A 26,645-nucleotide genomic window follows, 5' to 3' on the forward strand; every position below is an offset into this window, starting at 1 on the left:
GATTAGCTCGACGCACTTTCCTTATTCAAGCGATCTTTTTCAACAGATTTGTTGATCAACGTTTGTTGAATGATCGTGATACTGTTGTTGACAATCCAGTACAACACCAAGCCCGAAGGGAAGAACAGCATAAAGACTGTAAAAACAATCGGCATGATGCGGAATACTTTGGCTTGCATCGGGTCTGCAGGCTGTGGATTTAAAGACTGCTGAATGAACATGGTTGCGCCCATCAACAGCGGTAAAATAAACCACGGATCCATTGCTGACAAATCTTGAATCCAAAGTAACCATGGTGCATGACGAAGTTCAACAGACTCCATCAATACCCAGTACAATGCAAGGAAGATTGGCATTTGTAATAACAATGGCAAACAACCAGCAAGCGGATTGACTTGTTCTCGTTTATACAGTGCCATCATTTCTTGAGAGAAGCGCATACGGTCTTCACCGAACTCTTCTTTCATACGTTGCATTTCAGGTGCAATAACACGCATTTTCGCCATTGAGCGATAGCTCTTAGACGACAATGGCCACAGAATCAGTTTCACCAAGACCGTTAACAGAATAATTGCCCAGCCCCAGTTACCCACTAAACCGTGGAAGAACTCAAGACCCAAGAACAACAATTTCGCAATTGGCCATAACCAACCATAATCAACAGTTTGGTTCAAACCTGTTGCTAATTCTTTTAGCTCAGATTGAACTTTAGGGCCTGAATAGAAAGTCGCATCAATCTCAGCCACTGTTCCTGCAGGCACAGTAATTGTTGGTGAAGTAAAACCAATGATATTCATATCATCAGTCGACTTACGCGATTCTAATTTTGCAACATACGGTTGACCGTTACCTTGCGTAAGCTTTAAGTCACCTGGAATCCAAGCACTGACGAAATAGTGCTGAACCATAGCAACCCAGCCACCTTTCGCTTCAACATTCAATTTTTCTTCATTGAAGTTAGCAAATTTCAGCTTGTTATAATGTTCATCTGGCGAACCCCAAGCACCACCTAAGAAAGTGCCCAATGTGAAAATACCTTGGTCTGACTTACCTGGATCTTCAGAGTTGTCACGTTTGAGTTGACCAAACATTTGACCCTGCCAGTTTTGACCACTGCGGTTCACCACTTTATGGTTCACAACAATAGGATAGTCACCTTGCTTGAAGGTAAAGGTTTTAATGATTTCCACACCATCCGCTGTTTTCAGTACCATCGGTACAGTTAACACTTTGATGCTTTTACCATCTTCCGTTTGAACCGCTTTGGCATCGTTTAATGTATAAGCAGATTTTTCAATCTCATACATTGGGCGACCGCTACGATTACTGTCTGGACCATTAAGACCAATTAAACCAGACTGCGCCACATAAGTACGTTTCGCATCACTTTCCAGCATGACAAATGCTTCATTGCTGTCTTTGCTTTTGTCATGGTTTAACAATTCAATACGAACAATATCACCACCTTTAGGGTTAATCCAAAGATGATAAAGGTCAGTTTGTACTGAAATAAGCTGTTGATTTACAGATGCTTTAGCTTCTGTAACTGGTTGCTGAGTCGCGATATTTGCTTGTGGCATATCAGACGCTGCTGAAGCCGTTTGAGCATTTGGCAAATCTGCAGATACTTCATGCGAAACTACAGCAGCCTGTTGAGGCTGTTGCTGAGTTGCCGCATGTCCATAATCTTTTTGCCAAGCCAAAATAAGCAAATAAGCGACAACAAACATGGCCCCGAGAATGGCAAACCTGGCCCATTGTTGCATATCTATTACCCCAAGTGGTTAGAGTGATTTTGGTTCAAGAAACAATCACGAAAGGGTACAGCAAGCAGACGCTTTTGAGAATCTATTTGCTGAAAAGAGATAAAACGAATCCTTTTAGCTGGAACAGGGTCATACCCCGATCCACCCCAAGGATGACAACGGCAAATACGTTTAGTAGCCAACCACACACCACGCACAGCACCATGTGTATGGACTGCTTCCAATGAATATTGAGAACATGTAGGGATATAACGACAACGCGGTCCAAGTAAAGGACTAATCGCAATTTGATAAAATCGAATTAACCAATGCAGTAACTGGACCATTGGCCATCTCTACTTTTGCAGGGAGGGAGCTATTTTTTGATGCTTTTTGGCAAGACGTTGTAATTTTTGCCAAGCAAATTGTAATTGCTGGTGCAACTCTGCATTAGGCACTGTTTCTATCCCCATTTTAGGCATAACCACAATATCTAAAGTTAATTGCTGTTGATGCAAGCGAAAGCTTTCGCGAGCCAAACGTTTTACTCTATTTCTTTCGTGTGCACGACGCACTTTCTTTTTAGCAACAACAATACCCAAACGACTATGAGGTTGTTCGGTCAGTTTTGCTAGAAATAAGAAATGGGGTTGATGCACTTTAAAAAGCGCACCATCGAAGACACTTTTATAATCGGCAGCACAGCGAATACGAACCTCTGTGCTGAAGCCATAAAGTGTAGTCATAACACCCAAAATCGCTTTAAGCGTTAACTATTGATTAAACAGTTAAGCTGTGACGACCTTTTGCACGACGACGAGCTAATACTTGGCGACCAGCTTTAGTAGCCATACGAGCACGGAAACCATGAACGCGCTTACGCTTTAATTCAGATGGTTGGAATGTACGTTTCATATCGAAACTCCAAAAATGATCATTCAATGAAGGTTCGCGATTTTAGTGTTCATTGCTTGAGCTGTCAATGAAAAACAGATTTTCTTGCAAAATTAACTTGTTTTTAATGCATCCCTGCAATAAAAGCTCAAATCTCTATATACACAGCATTTTTTATTATACACAAGCTAGATTATTGTTTATTAAAGTGATATAAGTTATCAGCAAGATTATTCACATAATTATCCACAGTTGTTTAAATTTAATTACACTGCAATGTTTTAAATTTAAATTCATATCTCAAGCAAAGTTATCCCCAAAAAACAGCGCTCTTATAAATAAATTCAAATTTATAAATTTAAATTTATTACTATTAGGGTTGTATTTTTCTGTGGAAATTGCATTTTTCTATTTAAAAAACATAATTATATGGTGTGGATAAAGCTGTTTTTACAAAAATAATAGTTTGTGGATAACTTTGTGCTATATTCTATCCACAGCTTGAGGATAAACTTATCCACAATAGCATTTGAATTTAAATTTGTTTTCATAAGTAGTCTTTTTGAGCAATATCGACTGAATTTCCCATGACAGATGTGGATAACTTGGTTAGAATGGCGACCCGCTTCGGTGGGTGCTTCGTGTTTTTATTAATTATCGATGGAATGAATAGGGGTTTCACATGCTTTGGACGGACTGCTTAACTCGCTTGCGACAAGAGCTATCTGGGAATGTCTTTACGATGTGGATACGCCCTTTAGTTGCAGAAGAGTTAAATGACACATTACGTCTGTATGCGCCGAATCCCTATTGGACACGTTACATTCAAGAACACCATCTTGAGTTGATTACTATTTTAGTTGAACAACTCTCTGAAGGACGTGTGCGTAAGGTTGAAATTTTAGTCGATTCAAGACCTGGGGCGATTTTATCTGCGGCTGAACAACCTGCAACCACAACTGCAGCTTTAGAGTCAGCACCTACGCCTGTGCAGCGCCCTAAAAAAGAAAAAGACGAAAGTCCTGCTAAAAATAATCGTAAACGTCAGCTTAACCCTTTATTTAGTTTCTCACTTTTTGTTGAGGGGCGTTCAAACCAGATGGCTGCTGAAACATGTCGTAAGGTTTTGACTCAGTTGGGGGCTTCTCAGCACAATCCATTATTTTTATATGGTCCGACTGGATTGGGTAAAACGCATTTAATGCAGGCGGTTGGTAATGCTTTATTGCAAGCCAAGCCTAATGCGCGCGTCATGTATATGACGGCTGAAAGTTTTGTGCAGGATTTTGTCAGCTCTTTGCAACAGGGCAAAGTGGAAGAATTTAAGAAAAATTGCCGATCTTTAGATCTATTATTGGTCGATGATATTCACTTACTTGCAGGAAAAGAGGCAAGTTTAGTGGAGTTTTTCTATACATTTAACGCACTTTTAGATGAGTCTAAGCAAATTATTTTGACTTCTGACCGCTATCCAAAAGAATTGACTGAATTAGACCCTCGTTTGGTTTCACGTTTTTCGTGGGGCTTATCGGTGGGGGTTGAACCACCAGATATTGAAACACGAATTGAAATTTTGCTGAAAAAAGCAGAAAGCAATGACGTCGAACTGCCGCGAAATTGTGCCTTGTTTATTGCACAACAAGTCGTTGCGAATGTTCGTGAGCTTGAAGGTGCGTTGAATAAAGTGGTGGCCATTTCGCGCTTTAAAGGCACAGCGATTGACTTAGATGTCGTGCGTGAGTCTTTAAAAGACGTCTTGGCGATTCGTGCACGAACCATCAGTACTGAAAATATTCAACGTGTGGTGAGTGAGTACTTTAGAATTCCACTGAAAGAGTTGGTTGGACCTAAACGTACCCGTATTTATGCACGCCCACGCCAATTGGCGATGGGTTTGGCGCGTGAGTTAACGGGCGACAGTTTCCCTGAAATTGGGATGGCTTTTGGTGGGCGTGATCATAGTACGGTGATGCATGCCTGTGAAAAAGTGGTCAGTCTGAGAGATGAAGATCCGATCTTCAATGAGGACTATAAAAACTTACAGCGCTTACTACAAAGTTAAGTGTGGTTGTTCAAATTCTGTTCTTGCAATGCGGCATGTTCTGCCGCATAGTACACTGCTAAAAACACTTTTATTTATTCTTTTATCTTCAGTATTTCGAGGAATGTATCGTGCGTTTAAAAATCGCGAAAGAAAGCTTACTTAATGTTCTATCACATGTCGTAGGAGCGGTTGAACGTCGCCATACTTTAAACATTCTTTCAAATGTCAAAGTTCAAGTAAATCAAGAGTCTTTGACTATTACAGGCTCTGATTTAGAGGTTGAGCTGGTTGCCAGTACCACACTTGCTGATGGGGCATGTTTACAAGCGGGTGAAACAACTGTTCCTGCACGTAAGTTGATGGATATTTGTAAATCTTTGCCAACTGCAGCCTTAATTGACTTACAGATTACTGAAGATCAACGCTGTATTTTAAAGTCAGGCAATAGCCGTTTTGTTCTCGGGACTTTACCAGCTGAAGATTATCCACTTTTAAGCACAGAAAACACGCAAGGCACCCAAGTAGCGGTGACGCAGCGTGAATTAAAGCGTTTATTTGAAAAAACTGCTTTTGCTATGGCGGTACAAGACTGTACGTTTCTACCTTACAGGGACTTTACTTGAGATTGATAACAATCAATTACGTGCAGTCACGACTGATGGTCACCGTTTGGCGCTGTGTGAAACTGTCGCCAGCTCAAATGCAACCCAGTTGATCCAAGCCATTGTGCCACGTAAAGCTGTAGCTGAATTACAACGTTTACTGAGCATTGAAGATGAGCAATTGGCATTGTTGATTGGTCGTGAGCTGTTGAATGTGACCATTTCAATTGCTAGTCGTGACAAAGAACAAGGTGAAACCACTGTTCGTTTCACGACGAAACTGATTGATGGTAAATTCCCTGACTATCGCCGTGTGATTCCACGTGGTGGTGATAAAAATGTCTTAATTGCACATGATGTCTTTAAGCAATCTTTACAACGTGTTTCGATTTTAAGTAATGAAAAACTACGTGGTGTGTTCTTAAATTTTGATGCCGATACGCTACAGCTTCGTGCGAATAACCCAGAACAAGATGAAGCCGTAGAAGACTTGGCGATTCAATATAGTAATGCACCAATGGAAATGTCTTTTAATGCACAATATATCTTGGATGTATTAGGTGCATTGGATGGTGATGATGTGTCTATGACCATGACCGAAGCCAATCAGTCGGTTTTGGTTCAAGATCCTGCGCATCAAGATCAGACTTATGTTGTTATGCCAATGCGTGTTTAAGACTTAGGTTGACGCATGCAAATTACGCGTTTAAATATCGAACGTGTTCGAAATTTAAAGACGGTTGCTCTCCATGGATTGCAACCGTTTAATGTTTTTTATGGGCAAAATGGTTCAGGCAAAACCTCAATTTTGGAAGCCATCCATCTGCTGGCGACAGGGCGCTCCTTCCGTACCCATATTCCTAAAAACTACATTCAAACCGATACCCAAGATGCCATAATTTTCGCGCAGTCCAGTACAGAAAAGATTGGCATGCAAAAGCTGTTGTCAGGTGAACAGTTGATTAAGGTCAATGGTGACAACATTGCCACCCAAGGGCAGTTAGCCAAAATTCTTCCCCTACAACTGATTGATCCACAAAGTACCGATATTATTGATCATGGTGCGAAGCCGAGAAGGCAGCTACTCGATTGGTTGATGTTCCACGTGGAACCAGAGTTTTATCATGCATGGCAATATTACTCGCGTGCCTTAAAACAACGGAATAGTTTACTTAAAACACGACGAAATTTAAGTTTGGTCGACTTGGAACCGTGGAACAAAATGCTCAGTGATTATGGAGAAATGCTACATTCGCAAAGAGTGAGTATTGTGGAGCAATGGAAGGACTTTTTTGAGCAAGATTTAAAACAACTTTTGCCACATATTCAGGTTGACTTGGAATACAGTCCAGGGTTTCACACCGATGTAGGGTTACTGCATGACCTGCAAAGTCACCATCAAAAAGACCTTGACCGCCGCTATACGGAATATGGGCCGCATAAGGCAGATTTACGTTTAAAAACAAGCCTAGGTGATGCAGACGTGGTGCTTTCACGGGGACAAAAAAAGCTGTTAATCATAGCTTTAAAACTGTCACAGATTGCAATGCTGCATGCCTGTAATAAGGAAACTGTGGTATTATTAGATGATCTGACAGCAGAATTAGATTTAACAGCACAACAACGTTTAATTGAGCGATTGAGCCAACTAGGTAGTCAAGTTTTTATTACCACTTTAGAGTATGAATCAGTCAAAAATCACTTACATGATTTATCTATTTCTTATCAATTATTCTGTGTTGAAAATGGTCAAGTTCAAGTTGTCGCACAATGATTTTAGATTTTACCCATCACGGGATAGACCTATTTTTCGCTAGGGAGAAACCATGAGTTCAGAAGATCAACAAGCTGCTTCTCAAACGGAACAAACCACAGAAAAAGCTTATGATTCCTCTAGTATCAAAGTATTACGTGGATTGGACGCAGTACGTAAACGTCCAGGTATGTATATTGGTGATACGGATGATGGTTCAGGCTTACACCATATGGTGTTTGAGGTGGTGGATAATGCGATCGACGAAGCGCTTGCAGGTCACTGTGATGAAATCTTGGTGACGATTCACGAAGATGAATCTGTCAGTGTATCGGACAATGGCCGTGGTATTCCGACCGATATTCACCCTGAAGAAGGAGTTTCTGCAGCAGAAGTTATTCTCACTATTCTGCACGCAGGCGGTAAGTTTGATGACAATAGTTACAAGGTTTCAGGTGGACTACATGGTGTAGGTGTATCTGTGGTGAATGCATTGTCACGTAAGTTAGAATTGACGATTCACCGTGCCGGCCATATTCACCAACAAGAATACAAACATGGCGATCCTGTTTATCCTTTAGCAGTAATTGGTGATACCGAGACGACAGGAACAACTGTACGTTTTTGGCCAAGTGCTGAAACTTTTAGTCAGACTATTTTCAATGTCGATATTTTGGCACGCCGTTTACGTGAATTGTCTTTCTTAAACGCAGGCGTGCGCATCGTTTTGCGCGATGAGCGTATTCATGCGGAACATGTGTTTGACTACGAAGGCGGTCTGTCTGAGTTTGTGAAATATATTAACCAAGGCAAAACACATCTAAATGACATTTTTCATTTTACCGTACAGGCGGAAAATGGCATTGGGGTCGAAGTGGCATTGCAGTGGAATGATACTTATCAAGAAAATGTCCGTTGCTTCACCAACAACATTCCACAAAAAGATGGCGGAACGCATTTAGCAGGTTTCCGTGCAGCCTTAACCCGTGGCTTAAACAGCTACATGGAAAATGAAAACTTACTCAAAAAAGAGAAAGTAGCCGTTTCAGGGGATGATGCTCGTGAAGGTTTAACTGCGATTGTTTCAGTGAAAGTTCCTGATCCGAAGTTCTCTTCACAAACCAAAGAAAAGTTGGTTTCAAGTGAGGTGAAACCTGCGGTTGAACAGGCAATGAACAAATCATTCTCTGAATATTTGCTTGAAAACCCGCAAGCGGCAAAAGCCATTGCAGGCAAAATTATTGATGCAGCACGTGCACGTGATGCGGCACGTAAAGCGCGTGAAATGACGCGTCGTAAAAGTGCTTTAGATATTGCTGGTTTACCTGGTAAATTGGCGGATTGCCAAGAGAAAGATCCTGCATTGTCTGAATTGTATCTGGTCGAGGGTGACTCTGCGGGTGGTAGTGCGAAACAAGGTCGTAACCGTAAGATGCAAGCGATTTTACCGTTGAAAGGTAAAATCCTAAACGTGGAACGTGCGCGTTTTGACAAGATGATTTCATCTCAAGAAGTGGGCACGCTGATTACGGCATTAGGTTGTGGTATTGGTCGTGAAGAGTACAATCCGGACAAATTGCGTTATCACAAAATCATCATCATGACCGATGCTGACGTGGATGGTTCGCATATTCGTACCCTATTGTTGACCTTCTTCTTCCGTCAAATGCCTGAGCTGGTGGAACGGGGTTATATCTATATTGCACAGCCACCGTTATACAAGCTGAAAAAAGGCAAACAAGAGCAATATATTAAAGATAATGATGCGCTTGAAACCTATTTAATTTCAAACGCAATTGATGAGCTTGAATTACACGTTAGTGAAGCTGCACCTGCAATTCGTGGTGAAGCTTTGGCGAATGTGATTGCAGATTATCAAACGTCTCAGAAGAGCTTGCAGCGTCTAACAGTTCGTTATCCTGCCAGTGTTCTAGATGCGTTGATTTCTGTGGAAGGCTTTAAGCTTGATCACAATCATGACCGAGCTTATGTCGAGCAGTGGGCTGAGCAAGTGCGTAGCGCTGTGGCAGAAATTCAGCCAAGCTTGCGTCCTGAGCTGAGCTTAGAAACGTTTGAAAAAGAGCTGGCAGATGGTCAAAAGATCGAGACTTATTTGCCTCGTATCACCATCTATGTACACAATTTACCGCATAGTTATTTACTAGATGCGGGTTTATTGGGTTCAGGTGAATATGCACGCTTGCTGAAAAACTCTAAGAGCTGGTTCACGCTGCTTGAAGACGGTGCTTACCTGCAAAAAGGTGATCGTAAAATTGCAGTCACCAACTTCCATCAAGTCTGGCAGCATATTTTGTCTGATTCACGTCGCGGTATGATGATTCAGCGCTATAAAGGCTTGGGTGAGATGAATGCGGACCAGCTTTGGGAAACCACAATGGATCCTGAAAACCGCAACATGCTGCAAGTGACGATTGAGGATGCGATTGAGGCTGATCGTATGTTCTCTTGTTTGATGGGTGACGACGTGGAACCACGTCGTGCATTTATTGAAGAGAATGCACTGAATGCGGATATTGATGCTTAAATGCTTTACAAAATACATAGAAAAAAGCACTCGTTAGAGTGCTTTTTTTTACAGCATTTTTTATGCTTTTGAATAAAATATAAGCAATGTACAATGTTATTAAACTGACTTATAGCGATGTCATGATGTAAGTATCAAGTCTTTTTGCACAGTGCAAAATGTGAGGTCATTATGATGGATAACCAACTAGAACAAGTACGCGACATTTGGGTGAATGCATTTTTCACCGGTAATTATGAAGTTTTAGCTCAATATGAAGATGAGCATTTTAAAGTGGTCTATGAACAAGCTGATCGTGTAGAGAGTAACTATACGCGCTATGAAAAGATCGCACATGCGGTGAAAAATGGGGTTTGGAAACCTCAAAAACCCGACGTCGAATTTGAAGAATTTGAGTTTAACCGAGACCAAACACGCTGTCAGGTTTTGATTGGTTTGGTTGAAAATCGCCAACAAATCCAAGAAACATGGATCTTTGATCGGGGCTGGAAAATACAAGAATTACGTTTTTTAAAGGCGAAAAGAGCCGTTTTAAATTAAAAAAAAACGGCTAAAAAGGGTTAACTTTAGCTAAAAGAATCGAATAAATAAACATCACCAAGCTGTGGATAAAATATAAATACGCTTTATATTGGGTGTCAAAATATGTATAATTTTATCCACAATGGATGTGATCTGAAGAATCTAAATTTAAAAGTTGTGATATTTTTTGAATTTAAAAACCGCTTTCCTGTTTACCTTGTCCTTTTAAATTCAAAACAAACTGTTTTTGAATAATTTGAAATGTTGCTGTTGTTTAGTGGCCGAGATGTTTTGCTACAGAAAATTGTGCTTTGGACACGCATAATTAAGTTTATTTGAGTTTACATGATTGAATATTCTATTAATTTAGCAGAATTAAATAATCGAAAAATCACTTTTTAAGAATATCTAAATAATAGTTATTATTTTTTATAAGTATATGTTTTATTTTAAAAAAATATAATTTTCTTGATGGAAAACTGGATTGATTTTTATATCAAAGAGGTCCGTTTGGAGAGTGTTTGAAAAACATTCAGCCAAAGTCCGCCGATAAAAATGAAAAAGCATAAAAAAACCCGCGATGCTTGTGCATCACGGGCAGTGGTAGCTGTGTTAGATAGAATGTTTTAGTCTTCGAATGAACTTTCGAGCTCTTCAAGTTCCATCATCAGCTCTAGCATTTGTTCTTCAGCTTCACTGACTTGGTTTTTCAGTTCGGTTTGCTCATTCATCAATTTCATGAGTTCATCTTTGCGTGCAGCGTCATATAGGCCAGCATCACCAAGTAAACTTTCGATTTCGACTAAACGTGGCTGGTGCTTTGCTAGCAGGCTTTCACATTTTTCGATATTTTTACGAATCGGGCGCGTTTGTTCACGGCGCTGTGCAGCCAATTTACGCTGCGCTTCTTTATCCACTTTGGAAACGAGCGTTTTTTGCTCACTGACTTTAGACACTACAGGTGCTATTTGTCCACCTTGTTTAATCATCTCTAGGCGCGCTTGGCGTAACCAGTTGGCATAATCGTGTAGATCGCCTTCAAATTCGGTAGATTTTCCAGCATGGACTAAAATGAGGTCATCGCACACACTGGCAATCAGTTGGCGTTCGTGCGAAACCAAGACCACAGCACCTTCATAGTCTTGTAAAGCCATGGTCAGAGCATGGCGCATATCTAAGTCTAAATGGTTGGTCGGTTCGTCTAGAATCAAAACATTGGGGCGTAACCACACGATTAACGCCAATGCCAAACGCGCACGTTCACCGCCTGAGAAGCTCTCGCAAGGGGTATCCATCCGTTCGCCACTAAAGCCGAAACTGCCTAAAAAGGCACGTAAGGTCGCTTCACTGATTTTTTTATCCGCAATTCGTGCCAATTGCAGCATTGGGCTGGCCGATTCATCCAGTGAATCCATTTGATGCTGGGCAAAATAACCAATATTCAGCAGTTCGGAAGCTTTGCGTTGTCCTGCGAGTAAAGGTAAATCACCAACCAAGGATTTGATTAAGGTTGATTTACCAGCACCATTCATCCCCAATAAGCCAATCCGGCTCGTTGGGGTGATTTGTAGGTTGATATTGGTGGCAATCAGCTTATCGCCATAACCAATATCAGCCTGCTCTAGAGTGAGTAGTGGTGAACTCATTTTGGTGGGTTCACGGAAGCTAAAGGTAAATGGGGTATCGACATGCGCAGGAGCAAGCAGCTGCATCCGTTCCAGTTGTTTAATTCGGCTTTGTGCTTGACGCGCTTTAGTGGCTTGAGCTTTAAAGCGATCAATATATTTTTGAATATGTGCCCGTGTTTCGAGCTGCTTTTCATAGGCTTGTTGTTGTTGTGCCAAACGTTCTGCACGAGTGGTTTCAAAGGTAGAATAGTTACCGCTATAGAGGGTAAGTTCTTGATTTTCGATATGCAAAATACGGTTAGTAATGGCATCTAAGAAATCGCGGTCATGTGAAATTAAAATCAAGGTACCTGTATAGGCATTTAACCAATCTTCTAACCATAAAATAGCATCGAGATCTAAGTGGTTGGTCGGTTCATCCAGTAATAATAAATCCGAACGGCTCATCAGAGTACGTGCTAAGTTTAAACGCATCCGCCATCCACCAGAGAAACTCGAAACCAAAAGTTGGTTTTGATGTTCCATAAAACCCAGACCCGCCATAAGCTGAGCGGCTTTAGCGGGTGCAGAATAACCGTTAATTTCGTCGAATCGGCCATGTAAATCAGCCAGTTCAGTGTCAGTTAACTGCTCAGGATGGTTGAGCTGTTGTTGAATGTTCCAATATTCTTCATCACCGGTCAGGACGAAATCAATTGCAGCCATATCTAAGGCTTTTACTTCCTGCGCCATGTGCGCCACTGTCCATACAGCAGGACGGCTCAGGGTGCCATCATCAGGACCGATTGAGCCTAAGAGCGCAGCAAACAGAGTTGATTTTCCAGCACCATTGACACCGGTGAGACCAACTTTCCAACCCGGATGGATTTGCATGGAGGCTTTTTGAAATAACACTCGTCCACCACGGCGCAATGAAACTTGATCAAGCTGAATCATGGAACTATCAAATATCAGAAAAAGGTGCGCCTATTCTAATGGATGCGTCAGCAAAAGACTAAACATTCAAAATTTATCTGAACTGAAATCTTGAATAGTTACTTTTAAGGGGAGGATGAAACCCTTTGACCTTTGGTCGGAAAGCTAAAAGTTGACCTTTTTTGACCTATATTGAGAAATAGCACACAGATATATTTCCCCAGTAAAACAAAAAACATGAAGGGATAATAATGAAAAGAAAAGGAATTTTTATTTTATCGACACTCGCACTGTGCGCTTTCTCCAGTATGGTACAGGCGAAGCAACAAGTCTGTGTCTTTGACTTACTGGGTAAAGCAGGTGAATCTTATAAATTCTTAGAAGAATGGGCTTTGGTCAGTAAAAAATGGGGCGCACAGGTACAGTTGATTTCGTTTCAGGACGAAGACTTGGCCGATAAAGCCTTTCAAAATGACAAATGTGATGCGGTGTATATGACTTCGATGCGCGCGCGAACGTATAACAAGTTCGCAGGTTCAATTGATGCCTTAGGCGGAGTGCCGAGCAATAAAATTGCACAAAAGGCTGTGGAATATGTACTCGATCCTCGTAATACCAAGCGCATGACCACCACGTTGCAAGGTGAAAACTATGAAGTGGCAGGCATTGGCTTAATTGGTTCAGCTTATATTTTTGTCAAAGACCGAAATTTGAATACTATTGAGAAAGCACAAGGTAAAAAATTTGCCATCCTGCATTATGACCGTGCACAACGGGTGATGGTAGAGCGGGTAGGCGCTGTTCCTGTGATGTCGGATATTTCCAACTTTATAAAAAAGTTTAATACAGGTGAAGTGGATGTGGTTGCTGCACCTGCTTATGCGTATAAACCCTTAGAAATTGAAAAAGGTCTAGGCTCTAAAGGGGCTATGCTTAACTTTCCCGTGGTCAATGTCACTGCAGATTTAATTGTCAGACCCGAGCGTTTTCCTGCCCAATTTGGCGAGCAATCGCGACAATGGTTTTTACAAAAAATCCCGCAATCCTTTGCCATGGTGCAGCGACTAGAAGCGGCCATTCCAAGCAAAATCAAAATGCAACTGAGTAAAGAAGATAAAGAAAAATATCAGCGTATGCTACGCGAAGGGCGCATTGATTTAACCAAACAAGGAGTATATGACCCAGGCATGATGCGCGTGCTGAAAAAAGCCCGTTGTACGGTTGAACGCACCAACTTTGAATGTTCATTGGGTGGTGAATAAGGCGAAAAGCTGTATTTCTTTGTAATATTAAGCATTATTCATGTAAAGCGGATGATACTGGTTTTTATTCTAAAATGATGAATTTAAAGTAGTTTATAAATCATCCGAAAATAAGAGATTGAGAAAAGCAAAAAAATTTGCCCAATTGACAGTGATTTTTGAGTAAATGCTCTATTTTTTTAATTTTAACTTGCTTAATATTTTGCATGTGTATGGACACCTGTCAAACAACAAAATGAACAAGGACATAAGAATGAAAAAACTAACCCTCGCACTCGCTGCTTTTTCTGCTTTGGGTGTGGCGTCGACGGCACAAGCGGCTAAAGTGGACATCTGTGTATTTGACTTGCTTGGCAAATCAGGTGAGTCCTATCAAATGGCGCAAGAATGGGCTCTAGCTGCAAAAGGCTGGGGGGCTGAAATTAATTTAATTCCTCGTCAAGATGAAGCCGTTGCCGACAACGATTTTAAAGCAGGTAAGTGTGATGGTGTGTTTATGACCGCTATGCGTGCACGGCAGTACAATAAATTTGTCGGTTCTATTGATGCATTGGGTGGTGCTCCAAGCAATGCCATTGCACAACGTGCGATTACTTTTGCATTGGATCAGCGTAATGCGACCAAAATGGTGACCAATCTTGGGGGCAAAAAATATGAAGTGGCCGGGATTGCACCTTTAGGTTCAGCTTTTATTTTTGTACGAGATAAAAGTATTAATTCCATTGAAAAAGCGGCGGGTAAAAAGTTTGCAGTCTTGGGCTATGACGATGCGCAAAAAATCATGGTACAACGCGTCGGTGCGCAAGCGGTGATTTCTGATGTGTCTAACTTTGTGGCAAAGTTTAATAATGGTCAAGTCGATATGGTCGGCGCACCTGCTTATGCTTATAAACCCCTAGAAATTTATAAAGGTTTAGGCACAAATGGTGCCATGTTTAACTTCCCTGTACTACAAGTGACCGCTGATTTTGTGATTCGCCCAGATCAATTTCCCGCAGGCTTTGGGCAAAAATCGCGAGATTGGTTTGTGAAAAACCTACCGAAAAGCATCGCGATGATTGGTCGTTTAGAAGCAGGCATTCCAGCAAAATATAAAATGAATCTCAGCGCAGAAGACAAAACCAAATATCAAAAAATGTTGCGTGATGGTCGTATGGATATGACCAAACGAGGCATTTATGACCCAGCGATGATGTCGGTCTTGAAAAAAGCCCGTTGCTCGGTCGATAAAGCCAACTTTGAATGCTCACTGGGCGGTGAATAATTTTCCCAATGTGTTCTAAGAAAGCTCAGTTTAAATTGAGCTTTCTTTTTGTTTTTAATCGACAGATTTAAATGGTTTTGACGCAGCTAATTTGTATAGCGTGTAGGAAATGAGTGGTTGTGAACCGAGTGAAGTTTCATTCGAGGCATCAAAAAATAACAAAGAGCACAAGTGAATGGCTCATCACAATAAACAACAATAAGTCTAAAGGAAGATGTATGAAACAGTGGATGAAAAGCCTCAGTGTTGGGACATTAGTCATTTCTGCAACAGCGATGGTACAGGCCAAACAAGTGGTTTGTGTCTTCGATTTGGTTGGCAAAAATGGTGATGTCTATAGCTTGATGAAAGATTATCAGTTGGCGGCTAAAAACTGGGGCGCGGATATTGAACTGCGCGTGGGACAAAATGAAGCCGTGATTGCTGAGGATTTTAAAGCAGGAAAATGTGATGCCATTAGTGTCACAGGTATGCGTGGGCGTCAATTTAACGCGTTTACAGGTTCACTCGACGCGATTGGTGCGATTCCCGATCTCAATTTAGCAGTGAAAGTCATGCAAGGCTTGGCCAGCCCAGCTTTTGCTAAATATATGGTGAATGGTAAGTACGAGGTCGCAGGTGTGATCCCCGTTGGAGACGCTTTTTTATTGGTGAATGACCGTAGCATCAATACCGTAGCGAAAGCCGCAGGCAAGAAAATTGCGGTTTTAGACTATGATCAAGCACAAAAAGTCATGGTTCAACAAATTGGTGCACAAGCTGTCAGTGCTGATGTCACTAACTTTGGGGCTAAGTTTAATAATGGTCAGGTTGATATTATTGGTGCACCTGCTGCCGTGTTTAAACCTTTGGAATTACATAAAGGTTTAGGAACGAAAGGCGCCATTGTGAATTATCCGATTTTACAGGTCACAGGGAATATCATTATTCGCCCGGATAAATTCCCTGCAGGTTATGGACAAAAATCACGGGAATGGGTCAAAGGACAGTTACCGCGTGCATTTGGTATTTTGGGTAAAATGAAAGCCGAAATCCCACAAAAATATTGGATGCAGGTGCCTGCAGCCGATCAACCTGGCTATCAAAAGATGATGCGTGAAGCACGGATTGATCTCACCAACCGCGGTATTTACGATAAGCGAATGATGAAACTGTTATGGCAATTCCGTTGTAAGCAAGCAGCGAAAAACTTTGAATGTGGCTTACAAGATGAGAATTACAAACAATCTTGATAAAATTAGTCTGATTTGACTTTAAATATTCAAATAGGGACCATATATTGAGTATGCTATACTCGAAATATGGTCTTTTTGATTTGAAAGACAGCTGAACCGAACTGAGGAATCTAAGATGAATGCCCAAGCACTTGAACTAAGCGACAATGCCGCAAATAAAGTACGTCAATTACGTGACAGTGAAGGGAATCAAGATTTAATGCTCCGTGTATATGTTACGGGCGGTGGTTGTTCAGGTTTTTCTTATGGTTTTAACTTTGCTGAAAACCAAAATGAAGACGACGCAGAATTTATCAATGGTGATGTGAAAATGTTGGTTGACTCATTGAGTTATCAATATTTGGTCGGTTCAGTGGTGGATTATATTGAAGGTTTGGAAGGTTCACGTTTCGTCGTGCAAAACCCAAATGCAACAACGACCTGTGGTTGTGGTTCATCTTTCTCGATCTAAACCTGATCGGATTAAAAAAGCCCTCATCATGATGAGGGCTTTTTTATGTGCAATCATTCGCTTTCAATCGAGTTTAATTGCATCGAGTAAGTCAAAAATAATCGTGGTGACATCTTGGCTTAAGTCTCGGTTATTAAAAACTTCATAGGCAGTAATCGTGACATCGGTGTCACTCGGTAACAGTTTCTGTTCTTCTTCAATCAAATCATTGATCGGCAAAAGCGTCTGTTTCACTTCCAGATGTAAAATATCCTTAAACTCTAAATTCTCATCTTCAAGTTCTAACAGCTGCTCGTTGAAATAGGGCAATAGAATAGAATGGAGATAAGGTTGAATCTCAACAATATCAAAGATTTCGATATCACGAGTTTCTTCAATCGTACTGATGTGGTCATTTACTTCGATTAAGATATGGTAGTAACTCACATTCGTCTCCAAAGCTTCTAGTGGATATTCAATTATTTACAATAACACGAACCCGAGTCAAGATGTGCTGTGATTGTATTTCATACCCCATTAAAATTAGGGGATTATTTTTAGCAATCCATCACTTCAACGGGCATTAAACAACGCAATATCGGCACTTTGTAAACGAAAATGCTGCATATCTTGTTCTTCTAACATGGGATACATCAGTGCCTTGGGGGCATTATGATGTTTCATGCCTAAGGCGTGACCAAATTCATGTGCCAAGGTCATGCGTAGGTCATCATCTGACTCGAACTCATAAATGTGAATTTCTCGCCCATTAAACAGACCTTTATCAAATGGCCGGGGTTGGAAACGCTGATTAAACTGATCAATCGCAAGATTAAGGCCTTGATCTAAGCGATTGAGTTCATTCACTCTTTGATTATATTCGTTAACACGCGTGTTAAAGCTTGCAATTTGTTGTTCTAAAAAGTTTTGCTGTTCACGAAGTCGCGCTAAACTTTGTTGTACCGCAGGCTGTTGTGCGACAGGCACGCCACCATATTGATTGTACTGGTGGATCATAGCGTTATAGTTTTGGTTGAGTTCTTGTAGACTGCGTTGTTGCATATTTAAAGCGATTTCGTGACGTGCGAGATTTTCTTGCATCGCTTTGAGTTCACTATTCTTTTGGCTGATACTGGCTTCATTTTGCGTGAGTTTAGACAGTTGATCACGGCGTTGTAGTGATTCATCTTGTCTTTGATCATAAATGAGATGAATACTGAGTCGAGCATCAGGGTCATAAACAAAATAATCTTTTCCGAGACCTTGTTTCCAAATATCAGTGGCTTGTTGGCTGATCTGTTTCAGTTCTACTTCACTTAGGTTAAAACGAGGGTCAACTTCTGCAATCCGATAGCGAATACGTTGATCGAAAGGGTGGGTGATGCGATCTAACAATGGATTGAGCCGAAGTTGAGGATGTTGCAGATTTTGATAAAAAATCATCCCTAAAAAGCCAAGTAGAGCAAACAATACAATGAGACGCATATTTTATTCATAGATCGTTGTTTTTAACTACTTTAGCTTAAAAAGGATGATTGCTAAATAAAAATGCGTCAGATTAAGGGCTTTAAATTAGACCCAATGTAGTCAAGCTTTGTTTAACCAGTTGCTCACGTACGCTGGCTGGAATTCCCGTTTTCATGTGCATATTTAAAGAGAAATAGACCTTTTCACGATCGGGATATTCTACCCAGCCTGTCCACCAACCAACTTGCGGTTCTATGTCCATGCCCCAACCTGATTTTGCATAAAGTTTATAATTCGGTTTCTGTTCAATCAGTAGCATGTCTTGTACCGCCTGTTGCACTTCTGGTTTAAATGCAAGCTTTTTATTTGCCAGCTTTTCGACAAAAAGGACTTCTTGGACAGGCGTAATTTGCAGTGGGCCGACTAACCAAAAGTTATCGACAACGGTGCCAATCTGTTGATTGCCATATCCAATGCGTTGCACTTCTTTTTGCATCAGGTCTAGACCAATGCGCCGTGCTAGCTCCTGATAAACTGGAACGGCAGATGCCTGCATGGCTTGCCCTAAAGTCATGTCTTTTTCCCATGCAGGAAAGCTACGCTTTTGACCATCCCATTTAAATACCTCGTTAATGGTTGCCTTGTCATGCTCTAGTCCGATTAAGGCATTCAGCATTTTAAAGGTAGAAGCGGGCACATACGGTGTCTGAGCACGGCTTAGGTCATTGCCGTAGCTGTGTAAGTCATGCTGATCCTTAATGACAATCACCCCCGTGGTTTGGAGTTGATCGAAGGCTTGTTGGATCTGCTGCTGCGCACTTTGTTGCTGGTGATTTTTAGCTGTTTCTACGGAAGGGCTTATTGTGGTACATGCAGAACCGAAGGTTGTAATGAGGACGATGAGTCCCAACTGTAAAGTTTTCATTGGTGGTTAAGTTCTAAATTTTTTATCAGGCTAATGTAAAAGTGGAATACGACACAACGTGATTTAGGTAATAAAAAACCGCGCTTTCGCGCGGTTTTTATTAAAGAGACAAATTATTTTTTGTCATCTTTCACTTCAGTGAACTCAGCATCTACAACGCCATCGTCCGCTTTTTGTTGTTGACCAGCATCACCGCCGAATGCATTTGGGTCGAAACCTTCAGCACCGCCTTGACCTTGCGCCGCTTCATAAGCACGTTGTGTGATCGGCATAATGATGTTTTGTAAAGCTTCAGTTTTCGCTTTAATGTCTTCTACATCATTTTCTTTCGTCGAAGTTTCAAGCTCAGCGACTGCAGTTTCAACAGCAGTTTTTTCATCGCTTGTTACTTGCTCGCCTAGGTCTTTCACTGCTTTTTGAGCAGAAGATACCAATGCATCCGCTTCGTTACGTGCTTTCGCAAGTTCTTCGAACTTACGATCTTCTTCAGCATTTGCTTCAGCGTCTTTGATCATTGCTTCGATTTCAGCATCAGACAAACCTGAGTTTGCTTTAATCTGGATAGATTGCTCTTTACCAGTGCTCTTATCTTTAGCCGATACTTTTAAGATACCGTCAGCATTGATGTCGAACGATACTTCAATTTGTGGCACACCACGTGGAGCAGGTGGAATGTCGCCCAATTGGAAGTTACCCAACAATTTGTTTTGCTGTGCCATTTTACGTTCACCTTGGAACACAGAAATGTCTACAGCAGGTTGGTTGTCCGCAGCAGTTGAGAACACTTGAGATTTCTTCGCAGGAATCGTGGTGTTTTTCTCAATAATTGCTGTTAACACGCCACCCATGGTTTCGATACCAAGGGTCAACGGCGTCACGTCAAGAAGAAGTACGTCAGTTTTGTCACCAGACAATACCGCACCTTGAATCGCAGCACCCATTGCTACCGCTTCGTCAGGGTTTACGTCTTTACGTGGCTCACGACCGAAGAACTCTTGTACTTTTTGTTGTACAAGTGGCATACGAGACTGACCACCCACCAAGATCACATCAGAAATCTCAGAAGTTGAAAGACCTGCATCTTTAAGTGCAATACGGCAAGGTTCGATGGTACGTTCAACTAAATCAGCCACTAAACCTTCAAGTTTTGCACGCGTTACATTGATCACTAAGTGTTTAGGACCAGTTGCGTCTGCCGTGATGTACGGCAAGTTAATTTCAGTTGCATTTGATGAAGAAAGCTCGATTTTTGCTTTCTCAGCAGCTTCTTTCAAACGTTGTAACGCAAGTGGATCATTTTTCAAGTTCACACTTTGTTCTTTCTTGAATTCTTCAACCAAGAATTCAATTAACGCGTTATCAAAGTCTTCACCACCAAGGAAAGTATCACCATTGGTTGATAACACTTCGATTTGTTGGTCGCCATCAAGGTCAGCGATTTCAATGATTGATACGTCAAAAGTACCACCACCTAAGTCGTAAACTGCAATTTTACGGTCGCCTTCTTTTTTGTCCATACCGAACGCAAGTGCAGCAGCCGTTGGTTCGTTAATGATACGTTTAACATCAAGACCTGCAATTTTACCTGCATCTTTGGTTGCTTGACGCTGTGCATCGTTAAAGTAAGCAGGAACGGTAATTACCGCTTCAGTCACTGTTTCACCTAAGTAGTCTTCGGCTGTTTTCTTCATCTTTTTCAAGATTTCAGCAGAGATTTGTTGTGGTGCTAGTTTCTTATCGTTTACATCAACCCAAGCATCGCCATTGTCTGCTTTGATGATTTTGTAAGGGACAAGACCGATGTCCTTTTGAACAGCTTGGTCTTGGTACTTACGACCGATCAAACGTTTGATCGCGAATAATGTGTTTTTCGGATTAGTCACTGCCTGACGTTTTGCAGACTGACCCACCAAGATTTCGCCATCTTTATACGCAATAATAGATGGTGTTGTACGTGCGCCTTCAGCGTTGTCGATAACTTTAACTTTGTCGCCTTCAAGTACAGCGACGCAAGAGTTTGTTGTACCTAAGTCAATACCAATGATTTTAGCCATTTGGATGATTCCTCAAAAATTTTTGCAATGTTTTTGCTTGTTATTCGATATGAGAGCCGTTCAATTTTTTTCAAGTGATAATGACGAAAAAATTTCACAAACTCTCGAATTTATAAGGCTTATGCGCCAACCATGACCATTGCTGGACGGAGCAAACGACCATTTAAGGTATAACCTTTTTGCAATACCGTTCCGATCTCGTTGGCTTTCGCATTTGGATCAATCCCGACTGCTTGATGCAAATCCGCATTGAAACCATTTGCTGTATCAACTGCGACCACACCAAATTTTTCCAGTGCAGTGAGTAACGATTTCAACGTCAGTTCCACACCTTCAAACATTGGTGTTTTCTCTTCACCCGATGCGCTAATGGCACGTTCTAAATTATCCACTGAGTCAAGTAACTCTTTTGCGAATTTTTCTAGCACGGTGTCTTTATGCTTATCAGATTCACGTTGAATACGCTCTACACTTTTTTGTGCTTCGTATACAGCGTTTGCAGTACGTGCTTTTTCAAGCTTTAAGCTTTCTTCAAGATTGGTAATTTGAGCTTGTAAATCCTCAACTGAAACTTCAGCTTGCTCCGTTTCAGCTTGAGTTTGCGCTGTTTGTGAATCCGCTTGCTCTTGCCCTAGATCTTGAGCGTCTTGATTTTGCTCAGTTGCCATTGATTTACTCCGTTTAAATGGGTTCTTAAACATGTACAGTCCTTCAGGCATCAGTGTTAACTGGGTTAATCTGAACTGCCATGCGTTATTGAATTCAGGATTACTACAAAAGGTCGGGGCAACAGCCAAAAATTCAAGCGGATTGAGCGATTAATTCATTCATTGTGGGCAAAAATTGATTTAATGTTGTGCTGTAGTTCTCAGTTTTAAATAAATGATGCATTTAACGCGATATTGAGAGGGGTTGGTTCTAGCTCTTTTGATCGTTAAATTGAATAATTTTTATAAAATTTATCTGTTTTACTTGCTTTTAGTGTAGCCGCATAATGTCTTAGTTCGCAGTGATCATGTTCTGTGGAGAGAGAGTAGAGCATGGTGGCTGCATCTAAATTTGTAACACTTTTGCCAAGTGCCCCAAGCCTTGGCTTTTTTATATTGAACATTTCAAATCCGCTTTTTTCACACTCAAAAAGCTGAATCTGTATATGTAAATCCTTGCTTGATTTTAGTCCTGAAGATTACTTTGATTAAACTTTTGGGTTTGAAATGGGCTAAATACATTATTTAATCGTGTATCAACATAAGATAGTTCTGCAATTAAGGGGAATACTTGCAGTGATGTCTTGCTGCTCCGAAATATGAAATACAAGCGATATAATGAATGCAGAATCAGAAAGTTAAACGAATCTTTTTGATCTAGACTTGAGTTGTTTTCAATTTTTATAGGTTAATAAAAAATTGCACAAGTTGTACTGGGAGTTGTAGAAACTACAACTCAAGATGTGTGTAAAAGTTTTTGGATTTAACAAAGATAGGCAGGGCAAAGTTTGGCTTTGCTATTTTGTATGACGTAAAAGGAAATCAAAAAATGTTAAAGAAGAAAACTGCATTATTGTCTCTAGCGCTTTTAGGTTCAGCATTTGCAATAGCTGGTTGTAGCTCAAATGAAACTACTACAGCGCCTGAGTCTGCTCAAGTGACCACTGCACCAGATGCAACAGCAACCGTTGAGGGAAGTACTGGAGTAGAGGTTCAAGCGGATCCTGCTGCTCAGGTTGAACCGATCCAATCTACACCTGCGATAACACAACAATAAAGCTTAAAAGAGAGCGTTCTCTTACATTCGCTTTGTTAAAGACCTTCACTGGATGCCGTGAAGGTCTTTTTTGGAGGGTAAATCACTCAAGCTACTCAGCCGTGTTATTCATCAGTCTGAAGTGCGATGACGATTTTCTCGTTCTTGACGTGCGTTATCCCAACTTTTGTTTTGATCGCGGCGTTGATCATCGGTACGTTGCTTACGATCGTTATTGGATTGTTTACGTCGATCTTCAGTCCGTTGACGCTCTTGCTCACGACGTTGGCGTTCGGCATTTTGTCGTTGTTGACGTTCAACATCATAACGCTTACGTTCTTGATTTAATCGCTCTTGCTCACGCTTTTTCTGTTGCCAGTCTTGATGACGTTGATTGGCGATCCGTTTGCGCTCAGCTTCAATACGTTGTCGTTCTTGTTCGCGGTTCTGGCGTTCCCATTCAGCATGTCTCAGGCGATTTAGATCTGCCTCGCGACGTTCGCGTTCAATACGGTTTTGTCGTTGTTGATATTCCCAGCGTTGGTGATCACGTTCGTATCGGTCATCATGGCGATCATATCCTCGATCATCATAGTCATAGCGTTGACCGTAGCGTCCGTCATAATAGCCATCATCAGGAAACGCCACACAGCCAACAAATAGGCTGCTGACGAGTGAGAGCAATATTATTTTTTTAGTCATGGTGAGTCTCCTTACAAAAGCGGAATAGCAAAACACTCCTAAATCGGCATAAAAATTGTCAATGACAAGCTCTTAAAAGAAGATTAGCGTATAGGGCATATTGTTATGTATCTTGATGTGAAGACTTATATAAGAGAATGGTCACATAATTACTGATCATGTAGAGAATATGAAGAACGAAAAAAAAGGATATGATTGACATGGTAGGATTGAATAAAACTTTACAAAAGTGGATGGAAAAAGGACAAGGTCATGTTGCGCGAGCAATTGATCATTTACCAAGTACGGCCCAAGAAGGACTAGTGAAAGCGCTAGGTTATCCTTATCCTTTTGAACAACTGGATCCATTCATAAAATGCCTGATGGCTGCACAATATAAACAAGGTAAATCAGGTTTTATTCTTGAGGACTTTCACTGTTCTCGTAAGCTCTTCGACCATCAAATTCAAATGTTGACCAGTAAGCCGACCACTGTCAAATTGGTAGAGGATTTACGCCTACCCCTGCAAAGTGGGACGGTTTTTGCTAGACACTACCATCCTGCACCCAATAAAAGCTTCCCATGTTGGTATTTTATCATGGTGGTGGTTTTGTGGTGGGTAGCTTAGATACTCATGACGAGGTGTGCCGACTTTTGGCTGTCCATGGCAAAGTGCAAGTGTTAAGCATAGATTATCCTTTAGCTCCTGAAGCTAGTCCGCAGTTATTGATTCAATCTTGTGAAGACGCTTTAGCTTGGGTGTATCAAAACCGACGTCAACTTAAAATTTTGAAAGATCGAATTGCAGTAGCAGGTGATAGTGCTGGTGGCAATATCAGTACAGTGGTGGCACAGCGAAGCGCGGCAAAAGCTTATGCGCCAAGTGCGCAATTATTAATTTATCCTGTGGTTGATTTCAAAAGTCGCCATCCTTCATTCTTTGCATATAAAGACGGACTCACCTTAACTGGGCAAGATGTCGATATGGTTACCGCTTTTTATGCTGACCAGCATCAAGTGGCTTTAGATGATCCTCTAGTTTCTCCTACCTATGGAGTGCTAAAAGGTTTAGCTCCTGCCTATGTCATTACAGCTGGTCATGATTTATTACATGATGAAGGTGAGATTTATGCCATCAAATTAAAACAGCAGGGCAATAAGGTGCATTATCAAAATTATCTCGATCAACCCCATGGGTTTGTGAACTTCACCATCATTTCTCGTCGGGCAAAAAAAATCACCATAGAAATGGCAAAGAACTTTAGAAAATTCTGGGATAAGAATGCCAAATAAAGATGCATGAATTTTAAAAAGAATGTTTCACGTGGAACGATTTTTTTTATTTAACGCGGACTTTGGCTTCTGGAAAAACAAGTTGAAAGCTCGGGACATAAAAACTTTGTAGTGCCTTGGCTTGACCAAAGTCTGGAAAGAGGGTGGTATGGTTTTCCCACTCAAATTTTTTCAGTTTGATTAGCTTTGCGCGAAACTGTGGAGAAAACTCATAACGTTGACCTTGCCATGCTTGCTGTATTTTGAGCATGGAACGTGGAATGTGATGACTATTGATATAAAACGGACGTGCCTTTTTACATTGAGTTAAGGTTAAACGTAGCGTTTGGTTTTGAGTGCTGAGTTGGCATTGTGTTGTTTCATGTTGCGTATGCCAATCAAACTGAGCGAACTCTTTCGGAATGCCCCAAAGGTGTTGACCATGTTCAACCGAAATCTGTGTCGATACATAAATTTTAGGAATTGAACTTAAGCGTCGTTTACTCAGTAAGGGATGATCAAGTAAAAGCAGTTCATCATAAGGACCAACAGGGGATTGATGATAACGAACCAGCATGACTTGAACCACACGGCCAATAGGTGAAGGGGCGATACGAAACGCTTTATATTGTCGAATAAATTGCGGACTGATCCAATAATTCAAAATAAAAGCTTCACCTTGTAAATGCCAAGGTGGAAATTGACTCAATTGAGAAAGGATTAGAGCTTCATTCATCGTTATTCTCGTTTTCTTAGAAGAAGTAGTGTTTTATTTATACTGAACGATTAATATACCGAAATCTAATAACATCTGAATGCTGTGAGTAACGAAATGTTAAAGAAGAGTTTAGTTGCAGTGACGGCTACATGTATGAGTATGGTGGTCATGGCAAATAACACGATTGTTGAAATGAAAACATCAATGGGCAACATCGAGATTGAACTGTTTAACGATAAAGCGCCAATCTCAGCAAAAAACTTTGAAGACTATACGAAAGCTAAGTTTTATAACGGCACAATTTTTCATCGCGTCATTCCGGGGTTCATGGTGCAAGGTGGCGGCATGACTGCTGACCTTGTAGAAAAATCAACACGACCAGCCATTCAAAATGAATCAAGTAATGGTCTATCTAATAAACGTGGCACTTTGGCGATGGCACGAACAAACCTACCGCATTCTGCAACCAGTCAGTTCTTTATTAATGTAGTGGATAATAACTTTTTAGATAAAAGTACCAATAACGCAGGTTATGCGGTATTTGGTCAGGTCACTAAAGGTATGGATGTGGTGGATAAGATCACTAAAGTACCGACAGGACGTACAGGACCGTACCAAGATGTACCGAAACAACCTGTTCAAATTCTCAGTGTGAATATTAAAGCAGCAACAGTGCAAAAGTAATGAAAAAAGAACGTAGAAATATTAAATCTATATTTCTACTTTAAAATTATTAAGTTAGGTTGGTTGTTGTATATTTTTGAATCTTTTTAGTGCATAAAAATACAACACCCGATAAAACAACCAGTTAAAAGCACTTGCAAAGCTTTAGAAATCCACTAGAATGCACCCCATACCGACGAGATAGACGGAAACGAATGAAGCACGAAGTGCTGAGTTGTTAAGTATATTGAGTCCAGCTTCTATCACTGACGAGGTGATGGA

General features: G+C 41.0%; 22 protein-coding genes and 2 pseudogenes. 12 read left to right on the plus strand and 12 right to left on the minus strand.

Annotation, left to right across the window (positions count from 1 at the left end; translation table 11 throughout):
- Positions 1 to 2: 2 nt before the first annotated feature.
- From yidC to rpmH, 4 genes are read right to left on the minus strand one after another with little or no spacing between them, the layout of a single operon-like run.
- The gene (yidC, locus tag ACZ8ZH_RS17850; RefSeq protein ID WP_119065033.1) at positions 3 to 1,766 is read right to left on the minus strand and encodes a membrane protein insertase YidC; all 1,764 of its coding nucleotides are present in this window, start codon (positions 1,764 to 1,766) and stop codon (positions 3 to 5) included.
- 5 nt (positions 1,767 to 1,771) lie between these two features.
- Positions 1,772 to 2,092: a membrane protein insertion efficiency factor YidD gene (gene yidD, locus ACZ8ZH_RS17855; protein ID WP_119065034.1), complete on the minus strand. Its 321-nt coding sequence runs from the start codon at positions 2,090 to 2,092 to the stop codon at positions 1,772 to 1,774.
- A gap of 9 nt (positions 2,093 to 2,101) precedes the next feature.
- Positions 2,102 to 2,491, minus strand: coding sequence for a ribonuclease P protein component (gene rnpA, locus ACZ8ZH_RS17860; RefSeq protein WP_086210881.1), 390 nt, complete (start codon positions 2,489 to 2,491; stop codon positions 2,102 to 2,104).
- A gap of 34 nt (positions 2,492 to 2,525) precedes the next feature.
- Positions 2,526 to 2,660 carry a 50S ribosomal protein L34 gene (rpmH, locus tag ACZ8ZH_RS17865; protein WP_000831329.1) on the minus strand — a complete coding sequence of 45 codons (135 nt, stop codon included), beginning with the start codon at positions 2,658 to 2,660 and terminating at the stop codon, positions 2,526 to 2,528.
- 661 nt (positions 2,661 to 3,321) lie between these two features.
- Here rpmH and dnaA point away from each other — a divergent pair.
- From dnaA to ACZ8ZH_RS17890, 5 genes and pseudogenes are all read left to right on the plus strand, one after another.
- Complete coding sequence (gene dnaA / locus ACZ8ZH_RS17870) at positions 3,322 to 4,701, plus strand: chromosomal replication initiator protein DnaA (RefSeq protein WP_086210882.1); 1,380 nt, start codon at positions 3,322 to 3,324, stop codon at positions 4,699 to 4,701.
- Between the two features lie 110 nt (positions 4,702 to 4,811).
- Positions 4,812 to 5,961 (plus strand): annotated as a pseudogene (gene dnaN, locus ACZ8ZH_RS17875) (DNA polymerase III subunit beta).
- 15 nt (positions 5,962 to 5,976) lie between these two features.
- Positions 5,977 to 7,059: a DNA replication/repair protein RecF gene (gene recF, locus ACZ8ZH_RS17880; RefSeq protein ID WP_086210884.1), complete on the plus strand. Its 1,083-nt coding sequence runs from the start codon at positions 5,977 to 5,979 to the stop codon at positions 7,057 to 7,059.
- Positions 7,060 to 7,111: 52 nt separating this feature from the next.
- Positions 7,112 to 9,583 carry a DNA topoisomerase (ATP-hydrolyzing) subunit B gene (gene gyrB, locus ACZ8ZH_RS17885; RefSeq protein WP_110975416.1) on the plus strand — a complete coding sequence of 824 codons (2,472 nt, stop codon included), beginning with the start codon at positions 7,112 to 7,114 and terminating at the stop codon, positions 9,581 to 9,583.
- 171 nt (positions 9,584 to 9,754) lie between these two features.
- The gene (locus ACZ8ZH_RS17890; RefSeq protein ID WP_086210886.1) at positions 9,755 to 10,123 is read left to right on the plus strand and encodes a hypothetical protein; all 369 of its coding nucleotides are present in this window, start codon (positions 9,755 to 9,757) and stop codon (positions 10,121 to 10,123) included.
- A 608-nt stretch (positions 10,124 to 10,731) separates the two neighbouring features.
- On the opposite strand, the gene ACZ8ZH_RS17895 is transcribed toward ACZ8ZH_RS17890, so the two are convergent.
- Positions 10,732 to 12,669, minus strand: coding sequence for an ATP-binding cassette domain-containing protein (locus ACZ8ZH_RS17895; protein WP_110975418.1), 1,938 nt, complete (start codon positions 12,667 to 12,669; stop codon positions 10,732 to 10,734).
- 230 nt (positions 12,670 to 12,899) lie between these two features.
- Between ACZ8ZH_RS17895 and ACZ8ZH_RS17900 the strand changes: the two genes are divergently transcribed.
- From ACZ8ZH_RS17900 to erpA, 4 genes are all read left to right on the plus strand, one after another.
- Positions 12,900 to 13,910 carry a putative solute-binding protein gene (locus ACZ8ZH_RS17900; protein ID WP_171405822.1) on the plus strand — a complete coding sequence of 337 codons (1,011 nt, stop codon included), beginning with the start codon at positions 12,900 to 12,902 and terminating at the stop codon, positions 13,908 to 13,910.
- A 253-nt stretch (positions 13,911 to 14,163) separates the two neighbouring features.
- On the plus strand, positions 14,164 to 15,174 hold the full coding sequence (locus ACZ8ZH_RS17905; RefSeq protein ID WP_005401767.1) for a putative solute-binding protein: 1,011 nt from the start codon (positions 14,164 to 14,166) through the stop codon (positions 15,172 to 15,174).
- Positions 15,175 to 15,404: 230 nt separating this feature from the next.
- Entirely contained in the window at positions 15,405 to 16,406 is a 1,002-nt protein-coding gene (locus ACZ8ZH_RS17910) for a putative solute-binding protein (RefSeq protein WP_162622343.1), read from the plus strand.
- Positions 16,407 to 16,524: 118 nt separating this feature from the next.
- A complete protein-coding gene (gene erpA / locus ACZ8ZH_RS17915; RefSeq protein ID WP_086210890.1) occupies positions 16,525 to 16,860 on the plus strand; it encodes an iron-sulfur cluster insertion protein ErpA in 336 nt (111 codons plus the stop codon).
- Between the two features lie 63 nt (positions 16,861 to 16,923).
- Here the strand turns inward: erpA and ACZ8ZH_RS17920 are convergent, their stop codons facing one another.
- From ACZ8ZH_RS17920 to grpE, 5 genes are all read right to left on the minus strand, one after another.
- Positions 16,924 to 17,298 carry a hypothetical protein gene (locus ACZ8ZH_RS17920; protein ID WP_171264512.1) on the minus strand — a complete coding sequence of 125 codons (375 nt, stop codon included), beginning with the start codon at positions 17,296 to 17,298 and terminating at the stop codon, positions 16,924 to 16,926.
- A 114-nt stretch (positions 17,299 to 17,412) separates the two neighbouring features.
- Positions 17,413 to 18,324, minus strand: coding sequence for a matrixin family metalloprotease (locus tag ACZ8ZH_RS17925; protein WP_119065035.1), 912 nt, complete (start codon positions 18,322 to 18,324; stop codon positions 17,413 to 17,415).
- A gap of 82 nt (positions 18,325 to 18,406) precedes the next feature.
- A complete protein-coding gene (gene blaOXA, locus ACZ8ZH_RS17930) occupies positions 18,407 to 19,231 on the minus strand; it encodes an OXA-211 family carbapenem-hydrolyzing class D beta-lactamase (RefSeq protein ID WP_119065036.1) in 825 nt (274 codons plus the stop codon).
- A gap of 113 nt (positions 19,232 to 19,344) precedes the next feature.
- Entirely contained in the window at positions 19,345 to 21,285 is a 1,941-nt protein-coding gene (gene dnaK, locus ACZ8ZH_RS17935) for a molecular chaperone DnaK (RefSeq protein WP_086210894.1), read from the minus strand.
- A gap of 119 nt (positions 21,286 to 21,404) precedes the next feature.
- Complete coding sequence (gene grpE / locus ACZ8ZH_RS17940; RefSeq protein WP_119065037.1) at positions 21,405 to 21,953, minus strand: nucleotide exchange factor GrpE; 549 nt, start codon at positions 21,951 to 21,953, stop codon at positions 21,405 to 21,407.
- An 868-nt stretch (positions 21,954 to 22,821) separates the two neighbouring features.
- On the opposite strand from grpE, the gene ACZ8ZH_RS17945 reads away from it, so the two are divergent.
- Positions 22,822 to 23,049 (plus strand): hypothetical protein, encoded by a 228-nt coding sequence (locus ACZ8ZH_RS17945; protein WP_086210896.1) that lies wholly within the window; start codon positions 22,822 to 22,824, stop codon positions 23,047 to 23,049.
- Between the two features lie 111 nt (positions 23,050 to 23,160).
- Here ACZ8ZH_RS17945 and ACZ8ZH_RS17950 read toward each other — a convergent pair whose 3' ends face one another.
- A complete protein-coding gene (locus tag ACZ8ZH_RS17950; RefSeq protein ID WP_119065038.1) occupies positions 23,161 to 23,730 on the minus strand; it encodes a hypothetical protein in 570 nt (189 codons plus the stop codon).
- Positions 23,731 to 23,930: 200 nt separating this feature from the next.
- Between ACZ8ZH_RS17950 and ACZ8ZH_RS17955 the strand changes: the two are divergent.
- Positions 23,931 to 25,003 (plus strand): annotated as a pseudogene (locus ACZ8ZH_RS17955) (alpha/beta hydrolase).
- Positions 25,004 to 25,049: 46 nt separating this feature from the next.
- Here ACZ8ZH_RS17955 and ACZ8ZH_RS17960 read toward each other — a convergent pair.
- Positions 25,050 to 25,718, minus strand: a complete 669-nt coding sequence (locus ACZ8ZH_RS17960; protein WP_119065039.1) for an acetoacetate decarboxylase family protein — start codon at positions 25,716 to 25,718, stop codon at positions 25,050 to 25,052.
- Positions 25,719 to 25,814: 96 nt separating this feature from the next.
- Here ACZ8ZH_RS17960 and ACZ8ZH_RS17965 point away from each other — a divergent pair, with 96 nt between their 5' ends.
- Positions 25,815 to 26,384: a peptidylprolyl isomerase gene (locus ACZ8ZH_RS17965; protein ID WP_086210899.1), complete on the plus strand. Its 570-nt coding sequence runs from the start codon at positions 25,815 to 25,817 to the stop codon at positions 26,382 to 26,384.
- The last annotated feature ends 261 nt before the right edge of the window (positions 26,385 to 26,645 follow it).

The sequence above is a fragment of the Acinetobacter sp. SW-226 genome, from assembly GCF_055632855.1.